Source organism: Lactiplantibacillus nangangensis, assembly GCF_005405065.1.
GTDB lineage: Bacteria > Bacillota > Bacilli > Lactobacillales > Lactobacillaceae > Lactiplantibacillus > Lactiplantibacillus nangangensis.
This window is the reverse complement of sequence record NZ_BJDI01000015.1, coordinates 41,811-54,234: the sequence shown is the minus strand read 5'-3', so window position 1 is coordinate 54,234 and position 12,424 is coordinate 41,811. Positions and strand designations below refer to the sequence as shown.

Annotated in this window: 10 protein-coding genes, 1 pseudogene, 1 riboswitch and 1 other annotated feature; of the genes and pseudogenes, 2 read left to right on the top strand and 9 right to left on the bottom strand. The window is 39.4% G+C overall.

The genetic code is table 11. From position 1 onward, the window contains the following. Positions 1–7: 7 nt before the first annotated feature. Positions 8–106, top strand: a riboswitch (purine riboswitch). Between the two features lie 69 nt (positions 107–175). Then, complete coding sequence (locus tag FFM70_RS11655; protein WP_171002369.1) at positions 176–1,501, top strand: nucleobase:cation symporter-2 family protein; 1,326 nt, start codon at positions 176–178, stop codon at positions 1,499–1,501. 170 nt (positions 1,502–1,671) lie between these two features. After that, entirely contained in the window at positions 1,672–2,976 is a 1,305-nt protein-coding gene (locus FFM70_RS11650) for an NCS2 family permease (RefSeq protein WP_137617031.1), read from the top strand. A 94-nt stretch (positions 2,977–3,070) separates the two neighbouring features. Here the strand turns inward: FFM70_RS11650 and FFM70_RS11645 are convergent, their stop codons facing one another. The 9 genes and pseudogenes from FFM70_RS11645 to FFM70_RS11605 form a co-directional block, all read right to left on the bottom strand. Then, positions 3,071–3,601 carry a DUF3278 domain-containing protein gene (locus FFM70_RS11645; protein WP_137617030.1) on the bottom strand — a complete coding sequence of 177 codons (531 nt, stop codon included), beginning with the start codon at positions 3,599–3,601 and terminating at the stop codon, positions 3,071–3,073. Positions 3,602–3,605: 4 nt separating this feature from the next. Further along, entirely contained in the window at positions 3,606–3,833 is a 228-nt protein-coding gene (locus FFM70_RS11640) for a helix-turn-helix transcriptional regulator (RefSeq protein ID WP_171002367.1), read from the bottom strand. A 101-nt stretch (positions 3,834–3,934) separates the two neighbouring features. Further along, positions 3,935–5,089, bottom strand: a complete 1,155-nt coding sequence (locus FFM70_RS11635; protein ID WP_137617029.1) for a 5-methyltetrahydropteroyltriglutamate--homocysteine S-methyltransferase — start codon at positions 5,087–5,089, stop codon at positions 3,935–3,937. Between the two features lie 72 nt (positions 5,090–5,161). Further along, positions 5,162–5,393: a binding site (T-box leader), on the bottom strand. A gap of 467 nt (positions 5,394–5,860) precedes the next feature. After that, positions 5,861–6,292 carry a hypothetical protein gene (locus FFM70_RS11630; protein WP_137617028.1) on the bottom strand — a complete coding sequence of 144 codons (432 nt, stop codon included), beginning with the start codon at positions 6,290–6,292 and terminating at the stop codon, positions 5,861–5,863. A 1,190-nt stretch (positions 6,293–7,482) separates the two neighbouring features. Continuing rightward, a complete protein-coding gene (locus FFM70_RS11625) occupies positions 7,483–8,253 on the bottom strand; it encodes an ABC transporter permease (RefSeq protein WP_137617027.1) in 771 nt (256 codons plus the stop codon). Positions 8,254–8,258: 5 nt separating this feature from the next. Continuing rightward, positions 8,259–9,158, bottom strand: a complete 900-nt coding sequence (locus FFM70_RS11620; protein ID WP_137617026.1) for an ABC transporter ATP-binding protein — start codon at positions 9,156–9,158, stop codon at positions 8,259–8,261. Between the two features lie 34 nt (positions 9,159–9,192). After that, positions 9,193–10,044: pseudogene (locus FFM70_RS14145) on the bottom strand (IS982 family transposase). Positions 10,045–10,156: 112 nt separating this feature from the next. Further along, entirely contained in the window at positions 10,157–10,894 is a 738-nt protein-coding gene (locus FFM70_RS11610) for a LytR/AlgR family response regulator transcription factor (protein WP_137617025.1), read from the bottom strand. Positions 10,895–10,896: 2 nt separating this feature from the next. Continuing rightward, entirely contained in the window at positions 10,897–12,210 is a 1,314-nt protein-coding gene (locus tag FFM70_RS11605; RefSeq protein ID WP_137617024.1) for a sensor histidine kinase, read from the bottom strand. Between the last annotated feature and the right edge of the window lie 214 nt (positions 12,211–12,424).

Sequence of the window (12,424 nt, the reverse complement as noted above, 5' to 3'; positions counted from 1 at the left end):
TTGTCCCATTCAAATACGAGCTATTGCCTATATAATGTCATGATATGGATGACGAGTTTCTACCCAGCGCCGTAAACGCTGGACTATAAGCAGACGAGGACATCCCGTTTGCCGGGGTGTCCTCTTTTTTAGGCAATTTTTCACAATTGAGGGAGAGATTTTTTTGAAAGAAGCAGTGACAACGCCTAAAATTTCCAACTTCAAAGCTGCAATTTTAGGCTTTCAACATTTGTTAGCGATGTACTCAGGTGACGTGCTGGTGCCATTACTCATTGGCGCCGCTTTGCATTTCAGTACCGAACAAATGACTTACTTAGTGTCAATCGATATTTTCATGTGTGGGATTGCGACATTCTTACAATTAAAGCGCACTCCCATGACGGGGATCGGCTTACCGGTAGTCTTAGGTTGCGCGGTGCAGGCCGTTAACCCGCTGATTCAGATTGGGCAAACATACGGCTTGGGCACAATGTACGGGTCAATTATTGGCGCCGGCGTCTTTATTTTTTTGATTGCTGGGCTATTTTCTAAAATCAAGCGGCTCTTCCCACCCGTTGTAACGGGGTCATTGATCACAATTATCGGGTTCACTTTGATTCCAGTCGCTTTCGAAAACTTAGGCGGTGGTGATGCCACGGCTAAAAACTTCGGTAATCTCCCTGCTTTAGGGATCGGCTTTCTCACAATTGCCATTATTTTATTAATCAGTGTCTTTGCCAAAGGCTTCATGAAATCCGTCGCAATCCTGGTTGGTATTTTAGCTGGGACGCTCCTAGCTGGCATGTTCGGCATGGTGTCACTAAAACCAGTGGCCGAAGCCAGCTGGTTCCATCTGCCAACCCTTTTCTACTTTGGCACGCCCAAGTTTGAATGGTCTTCCATCTTGACGATGATTCTCGTCTCGCTAACGACCATGGTTGAGTCGACCGGCGTGTTCTTCGCGCTTGGTGATATTACTGGTCGTAAGATTGAAAGTGATGACCTGAAGCGTGGGTATCGCTCAGAAGGCATCGCCGTTATTTTAGGTGGTTTGTTTAACACGTTCCCTTACTCCACCTTCTCGGAAAACGTCGGCGTCCTGCAACTCTCCGGTGTTAAAACGCGGAAACCCATCTACTTCTCGGCAGCTTTCTTAGTTATTCTGGGACTATTGCCAAAAATTGGCGCCTTGGCAACCGTTATTCCTGATCCTGTATTAGGCGGTGCTATGGTCGTGATGTTCGGGATTGTCGGCATTCAAGGCATTCGAATGCTCGCGCAAGTGGATTTCCGTAATAACAACAATTTGTTAGTGGCGGCCGTCTCAATCGGCTTAGGCCTCGGCGTCACAGTTAGAACCAACATTTTCCAATTCTTGCCTAATTCCTTACAAATCATGTTAGGCAACGGGGTCGTTGTCGGCAGTTTAGCGGCTGTTGGCTTAAATCTACTATTTAATCGTCATGCCGTCGAGAAAACTGTCGATGAAGAAGCCGTCGGTTTAAACGAAGACAATAACTAATTTCATAAAAAAACCAGACTGGTCTGATCGTGGAAATCACGATTGGACCGGTCTTTCCTTTTCATTGGATGGATTCGACAACTCATAATTTCCACCCATCCAAAAACCAGTATGTTATACTGGATAATTGTTGAATTGTTAACCTTTTATAATGTAAGGAGTGGAACACAATCTTAGAGCAATTATTTCATTTAAGGCAGCGACGTACTTCTGTCCGAGCTGAACTCATTGGTGGCTTAACCACCTTCTTAGCCATGTCATATATTTTAGCGGTAAACCCCGAACTATTGGGAAGCGCTGGCATGAGCAAGACCGCGGTCTTTACTGCCACTGTTTTAGCTGCCATCGTCGGTTGCTTGCTAATGGGACTGGTCGCGAATTTTCCGGTCGCCTTAGCACCCGGGATGGGGCTCAATGCCTTCTTCACTTATACCGTCGTACAGGAATGGCATATTCCTTGGCAAACCGCTTTAGCCGGCGTCTTTGTCGCTGGATTACTATTTATTTTACTGACGCTCTCAAAGTTACGCGATAAACTGATCAACTTAATTCCGAGTGCCTTAAAATACGCCGTTTCTGCCGGGATTGGGCTATTCATTGCCTTCTCCGGGTTGCAAACTTCTGGCATTATTGTTGCTAGCAAGTCCAATGCCGTGGCGTTGGGTAATTTGCATAGTCCGACCGTCTTACTTGCCATCTTCGGTATCATTGTTGGCGTCATGCTAGTCACTGCCAACGTTACTGGCGGGATTTTCTGGGGGATGTTTATCACTGCGGTCGTGGGGATGATTTTCAAAGTCATTCCATTACCAACGGGCATTATTAGTGGCGTGCCAAGTGTCCAACCAATCTTTGGTCAAGCGGTCACGCACCTAACGGATATTAACTCTTTTCAAATGATCATTGTCATTCTGACTTTCTTCATTATCGGCTTGTTTGATACGTCCGGCACTTTAGTCGGTGTTGCCACTGAAGCTGGCATGGTCAATCATGACACCGGTGAAGTTAAAGGTGTCGGTAAAGCCTTGTTCAGTGGTGCTTTAGCCACGACTATCGGGGCCATTTTTGGGACATCCCCAACGACCGCCTATGTTGAATCGACTTCTGGGGTTGCGGTTGGTGCGCGCACGGGATTATCTTCCGTTGTGGTCGCGATTTTATTTGCGGTTGCAGCCTTCTTCTCACCACTTTTGTCAGTGATCACGTCCGCCGTTACGGCCTCTGCATTGATTATCGTTGGGATTTTAATGTTATCAAACGTCCAATATATCGATTGGACGAAATTCGAAATTGCCGTCCCTGCCTTCTTTACCATGATCATGATGCTGTTAACTTACAGTATTTCTGAAGGCTTGGCCGTTGGTTTTATCTTCTACCCAATCACCATGACGGTCAAAGGTCGTTGGCGTGAAGTTAATGCGCTGATGTGGACGATGATGATTGTTTTCATTGCCTACTTTGCTTTTGTGGCTTAAAAAATCATCATAGACAACTAGCACGATACAAGTAAAAACAGGAAAAGGGATTCAGAAATTTATCACAAATTTCTGAATCCCTTTTTTAACTTAGTCAAAACTGTTTTTTTAGTCGGAATAACCCAATCAGTCCCATCCAGACGCCAAATAATATGCCGCGGAACACTGCATTCCATATATTCCAGGGCAAACTTAAAACATCAAAAAAGTTACTACCATCCGCCAGCATATCAATTCCACCAAACAAAAAGTACGTGATGACGCCAAAGTAAACGCCCTGTCCAAGTGCTTGCCAACCAACTTTTCGGCGGGCTTGGCCGATTGAGGTCTGCCCAACTTCTTGATCCGTCAGATGGGCCCGATGACTAGCAATCATCACATACGGCGCCACGATTCCCAACGAAAATAGAATGGTTGCCAGCATGAAACCAACTAACGCCTCGTAGGGTGATCGTATTCCCCATACCCCAGCAATAGCTGTGGCAAGAATCATGAAAAAGAAACAAGCTAAAAAGGCATTCGTGCTGATTCTCCCCACTACTTGACGCTTATATTCATCGAAATTTCCCGTAATACCAAAGAACCGTTTAACTGCCCAATCATGTATACTTTCCCCATTCTTCATGTGCTTACTCCTCCCAGAATAGTTGATTAAGATCCGTTTGCAACACTTTCGCTAAACGAATACAAAGATCAAGTGATGGATTATATTTGCCGTTTTCTACCAAATTGATGGTTTGACGAGCAACACCAACCGCCTGTGCTAGTTCAAATTGGGTTAATTTCGCCGCCTTACGATAATCTTTCACCTGATTCACCGCAATCACTCCTTTTGAAATGTCATATATAATTGACATCTAAAGTTTAACACTCCTTGCCTAAATGTCAATTATATATGACATTTTAGGCCAGAAAAAGTCATCAACCTACTTTGGCTGATGACTCATTCCTGGACTAATTAGTCGCCCCAAACTTCCTCGGCAATCGATTTAACTAAGGCAATTTTTGCCCACTGTTGTGCTTCAGTTAAAACGTTGCCTTCTTCAGTTGAAGCAAACCCACATTGCGTGCTTAAGCATAATCGATCCAATGGCATATATTGAGCGGCTTCATGAATGCGATCAATCACCGTTTGACGGTCTTCCAAGTCACCGGATTTAGAAGTCAATAAACCTAAGACCACGAGTTTATTATCACTGACCAATTTCAATGGTTCGAAGCCACCCGCACGGTCACTGTCGTATTCAAGATAGTAGGCTTTGACATTTTCCCGATTGAACAAAGGATCAGCCACGGAATCATAACCACCTGCGGATGCCCAAGTTGAATGGTAATTACCACGACAAATGTGCGTATTGATCGTTAAATCAGCTGGTAAATCCTTGATTGCTTCATTATTAACTTCTAAATATAATTGCTTATTCTCATCCAAAACAGCATCGTTGCGGGCTGAGACGTCACCAGTTTCAGCACCTTTAGCGTGGTTCCCAGCTAGCATACCCCAAGTACAGTCATCCAATTGAATCGTCCGGGCACCAGCTGCATACAAATCTTCGATGACTTGGTGGTAGGCTGCCGCTAAATCCTTAACAACCGCTGCATCCGTCGCATAGACTTGCCGCAGCGCCGCCACATTTTCTGGCCGTTGTAATTCAGCTAAACATTGGGCTGGCGCAGGAATCGTTTGCTTGATTTGCGTGCCAGCGCTGACATGGTCACGGACAAACTTAAAATGTTCAACAAACGGATGGTTTGCGCCAGTAATTTTGCCACTAACATAAGCTGATTCTGCCCGAGTTTCTTCGTCATGGAAAACGTAGCCTTGTTCAAGTTGCTTCTTTTCAATGCCTTGTAAGCCCCAGAAAAAGTCTAAATGCCACCAGCTCCGACGAAATTCCCCATCGGAAACTGCCTTTAAACCAGCCGCTTCTTCTTTTTGAATCAAGTCAATAATCGCAGCGTCTTCGACGGCTTTTAAACCAGCCGCATCGAGTTCCCCTTTGGCAAATTGTGCCCGTGCTGTTTTGAGTGCTGCTGGTCGTAAAAAGCTCCCCACGAAATCATAGCGAAATGGTGAAGTGGTCCGTGCTGAAAAAGTCTGTGTTGTTGTCATTTTAAAAGCCCCCGTCAAATTTTGTTTTAATCATAATCAAAAAAATCGCCCCTTCTAACCACCAATGTGATTAAAAGGGACGATTATCTTGCGCGTTACCACCCTAACTTTGCTGATTGTTTGCACAATCAGCCTCAACGGTACCTGTTGATACCTGGCAAGCTAACGGTTGCAACCGGTCAGTCAGCGTGAACCGCCTGACATGCTCAGAGCTCATCTTCACCCTTAATTTAGGACCCGTTTCCACTCGTCGGGCTCACTGTCACCTAAAAATAAGGACTACTCTTCTCTTCAACGCAAATATGAGATTACGATTAAATGATGATTAAACTATAAGTCGATTTCTCACAATTGTCAAGGGACTCTCGTCAATTTATTTTTCAGCTAGGCCCTTAGCCCCGATATCATGCCGGTAAATTGCCTCCCACTAATCGAGCTATTTAACCATAAATATTGCGCTGCATAATTTACATTACACAAACAAGAACTTACTTATCGGAAAAAGATTAGTACTTAAAAGAAAGCACAACCTGTAAACACTACTAACAAACTTTAAAACACCTAAAGATCTCAATGGTCCAAGTTAATAATTCACCTATAATGCTTATCTATAAAGTAAATCCCCAAAACGACCATGACACTAAGCACCGCTCCCAAACCAGACCGAATATTAACTGAACTTATTAGCGGTGAGATAAACACAACATATAAATACTGAAAAGCCGCAACTGATAGGCTAATCAGCACTATTAATCGCGTAACAGATTTCATCTACTGCCATCCCCAATTATTAACACTTTTGCTGAAATAATTAAAATCTAGCCATACACCACTCTTTACATCGGAACCAACCACTGATGACAAATAGGCACCAATTGCAGCACCCGCAGCAGCACCACCGACATTGCCAAAGAACCCACCCAATGCTGTCGATCCATCACTAATCGCAGCTGCCATAAGGGCTTTCGCTTGTCCCTTATCCAAATAGATTCTTGCATAATTCCAATGAATCTGGATATCATTCTTCCCATATGACCTGGTCTGAATAGGGTACATGGAGGCAACTTTTGTTTGAGTGTCGATGACTGCATTATTTAAAAACACTATTTTATTTGCTTCTGAAATCAAATTAGTTGCTTGTTCAATCTCTTCATTTGAAAAATTATTGTCGTTAGGAAGATTTAAAACATATTGATTATTCACCACTGAAACATAAGGATCAATTTGTGAGACTTGTGACTCGCTTAAAATATCTGCTTTAGCCTGTTGGGAAACTTTTGTTGCCTGAGTCGTTATGATTGTTGGCTCAGCATCGGCTGAAGTTACAGGAAGAAAAATGATTGGTACTAAGACTAATCCAGTTAACAGGGTTCTAGTAATAACTGAAGACTTGGTTAGTATTGTGTATCTCTCCTTTCAAAACAGCGGCGTTTGATATTGTGAATGCTTTAACATTATTACTTTATCAGATTGCTAATTCTTTTGCAAATTACTTTTAAGTTTTAATGCCATGAATGAGATTAGCTTAAGAAAGCCTATTCAAGGTGCTTTTTTGATGCTTCATATTTAATTACTAAATAATGATAGTTTTTGCCATTGTGATTTTTGTCACAGTTCAACTATGTTCTTTCAGCAAATAACATTTTGCATATAATATCTATCATCTAATCCCGTTTCAAACCGATATAAATTCACCAATCCATGGAAAAATTTGCCACTGAATAATGGTTAAAAGCCTCTCAGTAACCTAAAAATGCTCAGGCAGTTAAATACTCTGATTTTAGATCCCAATCACCCTGAAATTTTTCAATATTCAAACACAGCAAATAATAGCCATTCAATTTATCAGTTCACAGAAGTTGATATAACTTACTAATTTCTACTAACACAATTTCACTCACAAATTTCATGAGCCTAGAACTACCGACACGAATTGCCTCATATCCAGGATAATTATTTTAAGCATTCCTTTTATCCTATAAGAAATTAGCCACAAACTGATCTTTGCCGAAGCTAAAATAGTCTTATGATTGTCGCAAAAAAAGATGGTATAAATGGGCTAATAAAACAAAACTGAACGGCAAGTCTCCGGTAAAACACCAGAAATTTGCCGTTCAGAAAGTCACATCTTCAACGGTTGTCAACCCCCACAAGGTCGTTACTGAATAGATTTTATCACGAGTTTGAATTGCAAAGGATGCTAATATTGCTGTGATATTGGTCTAAAGAACAAAGAAGGCTAAAGTTACTTCTGTGGGTACCACTATTTTTCTTTGTTCCTTTATTTTTTAGTTTCTGCATTCGTAAAATGTCATTCATTTTACCCATCTCCTTTCTAAAATAAACCTGATTAAATGGTGCGATGATTTCGTCATATTTTCTTTAAAATGTTTTTAGATCTTTCTGCGTTGAAAAAGTAATTGCCCAAGTATTAGGAATAAACAGCTCCAAACAAATATTCCAACACCCATCTGTGATAACAGAAGATGGGTATCATGAATATGTTCTGGATAAGCAAATTGTTGCTGGAAATTTAGCATGTTAAATGGATTCCATCGCATTATTGGGATTATGCTTGGAAATGAGGATAATAACATGTTGGATAATCCCTCTCCGGCAAATGCGACACCTATCCCCACAGAAGCCGCCACGGCACTGTTAGAACTAATACAAGCAATCAATGTTACCATGCCAATGAAAAGGTAACTAAGAAAGAAGTCTAACGTCCCGTTCAGAATTAGATTAACGATAACTGTACTACCATAGTGATAATGTGAGAATAAATCTAGTTCTGGATATAAAAGTAATTTGATTAGTACAGCAGCCAGGAAGATTATAATATGTCCGATAAAGTTATAGCAGCTTATTGCCAATAATTTGATATAGTATACCCGCCACCGGCTATCTGCTTGAATGACTAAATGCTTGATCGTACCAAGTTGAAATTCGGAGGTGATAGATGAGGCATTAATTGCAATTAAAACGATAATGAACCACTGGAAGCCACCGTAAGCAGAAGAAAAATAATACTTACTATCAGAACTGCTAACACTTAGTGTTGTTAGTCCAGTCAAAACCATCATGCCTACAGCAATGATTAATGAAATCCATGTACTCTTTTTAAATCTTAACTTCAAAAATTCTTGATACATCAATGGTTTCATAGGTTCTACCTTTCCTTGTCGCTTTTATGCTGCATCAGTTCTAACATTGTGTTTTCTAAGTCATCTTGACTATCATTGACCGATAGAATTTGAATATCATTGTTAATGATTGCCTGTAAATAGTCATTCAATTTTTCTGATTTATCCGAATCAATAATTAAACTTTTCAGACCGTCATCAGGAAATAACACATTGAGTGTTTTAAGCGCCTTGTCATTGTCATTAGTGTTAATAATGACTTGATTATTAACCATTTTTTTCAATTCACTTGGCGTTGTTTCTATACTGATTTTCCCATCATTTACAATGATGATGCCCGTAATTATTTTTTGTAATTCGCTCAACACATGACTAGAAATCAAAAAGGTAGTTCCTTCTCGATTTTTTTGTTGAATTAGCATTCGTAGTTCTCTAGCCGATTTAGGGTCCAGCCCATTCATGGGTTCATCTAAAATAACAAGTTTTGGACAGTTGACCAAAGCTATAGCTATTCCTAGCTTCTGTTTCATGCCTAATGAATATAGTTTTGTTTTTTGCTTGATATAATTCGTCATTTTCAATTGTTGAACTATCGTACTGATCTTTTTTTTATCACTAGAATACAAATTGAGGTGCTGAAATCCCGTTAGATATGGATATAACGATGGATTTTCTATGAGTGCGCCAACTTGATCTCTAACTACACTGTGTTTTTTGCTCGTTACGAGTTGATTGTCAATTTTGACGGTTCCTTTATCGTATTTCAAAAGTCCAAGCATTACTTTCATGATTGTTGTTTTCCCGGCTCCATTTGGACCAACAATCCCCCATATTCCTCCAGCATTTAAATCAAACGAGATATTATCCAAAATTTTCCCATCATGCTTGCGTAGTGAGACATTTTGTAATTCAGCAATTTTTTCCATTTTTATACCTCATTTAAGCTTGGCGCTAGTTGATTCAGTTTATAGTATCCGCTAATAAGCATTGTTCTAGTCTAGCTTGAAAGCCTCTTGCTAAGTGTGCACGATTCTTTTCTGGGTTAAAAAGACTGACCCAACGTGAAAACGCGCGCGCTATTTGACGTCAGTTTTGCTTCAATAACCGGTCATCAGTCCCGGTGTGATGGATATTATATCGCTTCGGATCCCAAAAGTTGATACCAATTTTAGCTAACTGAACCTTTAATTTTCGACTTAAATATCCGATATCTGCCAATATTTAACGACACGGATATTGATCTACCAATGTGGTCACCATGTTAATATCATGAATTGAAGCCTTTGTAATAGTGTAGGCGACTGCGACACCTTGACCGGTCACTTCAAAACTTCCTTTTAGCCCGTAATACCACTATTTTTTGGTTGAATTAAAGCCAATATTTGCGATTGAACGTAACCGCTTGGCACGGTGATTACGAATTGGGTGACACAAGGGTATTGGAAATCTATCGACAATGGTATACGTAGGATTAGGCATAATTGTTTGAACCAAGCCAAAGCGAATCCACTGAAAAATTTTCATGGCGTTAACACTAATCCGGTTGAATCGAGAGCGTTCCGGTAGATCATTGAATCCTAGACTCAGAAGAAACCGGTAAAAGCGGCGTTGGTCGGTCATGCCCAATTCCACCTGTCAACAAAGCAAGTCCAACAACGTAATATCGTCTAATTTTGCGTATTTATAATTCTTTCTAATTTGAATTGATACTGGCACAAAACGTTTATATAACGGTGATAGTAACGTAATCCATTTAGCTAGTGGTGATTGAACTTTAACGACTGATTGCTTATACTGTAATTGGTCTAACATGGCATTTACTTCTTAGTTAGTAGAGTAACTATAGTGTAGCCTTGTTGGGCTATTTTTGTACAAATCTAATCAACTAGCACCAAGCGTATTTGTTTATATTATTTTATGCTAACTAACTAGATACCCATGCTTTAATTCTAGACAATAACCGTCTGTTGAGTTCAAACTTAGTCTGATCTTTAAATGTGACGTATTTACCGTCAATTGATAATACATTCGATACATTAATCAGTAAACTTCTATATACTCTGAATAAGTCACCACTGGACTCAGCCAGAATTTTCAGGCTGGATCTAAACTCAGCTGTACCATATTTAGTATGAATAACAACTTTATGTGGATTAGTTGAAGATTCAAAAAAATTTATATCATCAAATTTCACTTTGACTAGTCTTGAACCAACACTATACATGAATGTCTTTTTCTTTTTTGAACTATCAGTCTCTAGCAATACATTTTCTAGGTCTTGTGATAGGATTTTTTTTACTCTATCCATCCCATCTTCTTTACTAATAAAGTCTAATGGGGACACTCTATACTGAAAGCTGACTATGGACATCTCTTCGTGAGTTGAAATGAAAATTATTTTGACATTATCACCGTGTCTACTGGCCATCTGTGCTAGTTCTATTCCTTTTTTTGATGAACCCGCAAATTCAATATCCAAAATATAAACAAACGACATTTCACCATCGCTTTGTTCGATATAACTCTCCATTTCGTATGGGTCTCGCGTGGCTAGAGACAATCGTATTTGACTGTCAGGGTGTTCTAATATAAATTTATTTACTATAAGTTTATAAAAACTGATAATTTCTCTGTTGTCCTCGCAAATAGCTATGTTCAACATCTTTATTTTCCCTCCGTGACTGACAAGAAGGCAGTAAACTTACTGTTTTGGCATTTTGTTTCCAAAAAAATGTTGTTATACCTTTGACTTATCTTTTTAATACTTGCCAATCCTAAACCGTGTCCAGCCCCCTTTGTCGTATAGCCAGAATCATAGATACGATTCATGTCAGGTGTTTGATCAGACAAAACATCGTTCTCAATAATGAAATCAGTTGAAGAATAATCATTTAATATAGAGACTGTAATTTCAGACTTTCCTAGTGATGAACTGGCCTCCAACGCATTGTTCAAAAGGATTCCTAAACATCTGGTGATTGGGACGCTTAAGTCGGAAGCCTCCAACTGATGTTCCACTTCCACTTTCATTGAAACACCATTTTTTTCGGATCTTATATAATAACGATATATCATACCTCGAACCAACGCGTCCTTAATCTTAAATATTTGCTCAGGTGTTGTGGTGTGCGCATCATTTGTTAATTCCTTATCTTCAAGTAACGCGTTAATACTCTGATTCAATTGGCTAGCGTTTTCTTTTTGTGACATAACTGATAGAGATGCCAACATGTTTTTATAATCGTGCTTAAATATTCTTAGTTGTTCATACTTTTTTTCCAACTCTTCAACGTAGACCTGAGTTTCTCGAAGCTGTTTTATTTCATCGTCAGCTTTTTGTTTTTTCAAAAAAGCCGCTGCGTATAAAGCAAATCCAATAAAGTTAAATACACAAAACAATGCAATAATTACTAGTGTCACAGCCAGCATTTTAGTTTGGGCATTCAAAATTCTAGCTGTTAGTACAACTCCAAAAATTCCCAAAAGCAGAAGTCCCAAACTCATAAGAATAAAAGTTGTGAGTGTGACCCCACTTAATCCTATCTTATTCATAAATCGAACATAGGCACGTCGGCTTGTTTTGAGAAGGCCGATTGCCAGGACCCACTGAAGTACTACACAAGCAAAGGCAAATTCCATTCCTCCAATTGGTATCCCTAGAGATAAAACAACTAATGCTGTTAACTCAGTAGAAATTACAACATCTATACCAAGCATTAATAAAATTACTAACTTGTTTTTTATAGGTAGTGAAGGTGAAAATTTTATCAGGCCACAAAAAATTGGCACAAGTAAAATATCACTTGCACCATTAAATGCGTCATCTAATAAACTTAGAACAATGACGGAAAGTCCTAAAACAATCCAGTTTTGTATGTTTTTAAACATATTTGGAACAACCATGTTCAATAAGACAAATATTAAAGCGATAGTGAATGCATCAACAAATTGCCCGATACCTAGTGTTAACTGAATCATAATAAAGCTCCCATAATATTAACCGCGGCCCCAATGCCATAACCATAAAATTGTAAATGAAGTCATTGAAGCTCACACCCTTTTTGTATGTTAATTAATTCCGTAGTTAATATAACACAATTATCAGCAAATTTTATACAACAGTCATAAAAAGAACATTTTCAGTCTTATAGTGATAAGATTATATAATTGATATAGAAAATTTACATAAAAA

Excerpts from the sequence above, each read along its gene's own strand:
- FFM70_RS11645 (WP_137617030.1), bottom strand. The coding sequence starts at position 3,601 with ATGAAGAATGGGGAAAGTATACATGATTGGGCAGTTAAACGGTTCTTT.
- FFM70_RS11625 (WP_137617027.1), bottom strand. The coding sequence starts at position 8,253 with ATGAAACCATTGATGTATCAAGAATTTTTGAAGTTAAGATTTAAAAAG.
- FFM70_RS11620 (WP_137617026.1), bottom strand. The coding sequence starts at position 9,158 with ATGGAAAAAATTGCTGAATTACAAAATGTCTCACTACGCAAGCATGAT.
- FFM70_RS11640 (WP_171002367.1), bottom strand. The coding sequence starts at position 3,833 with ATGTCAATTATATATGACATTTCAAAAGGAGTGATTGCGGTGAATCAG.
- FFM70_RS11635 (WP_137617029.1), bottom strand. The coding sequence starts at position 5,089 with ATGACAACAACACAGACTTTTTCAGCACGGACCACTTCACCATTTCGC.
- FFM70_RS11605 (WP_137617024.1), bottom strand. The coding sequence starts at position 12,210 with ATGATTCAGTTAACACTAGGTATCGGGCAATTTGTTGATGCATTCACT.
- FFM70_RS11610 (WP_137617025.1), bottom strand. The coding sequence starts at position 10,894 with ATGTTGAACATAGCTATTTGCGAGGACAACAGAGAAATTATCAGTTTT.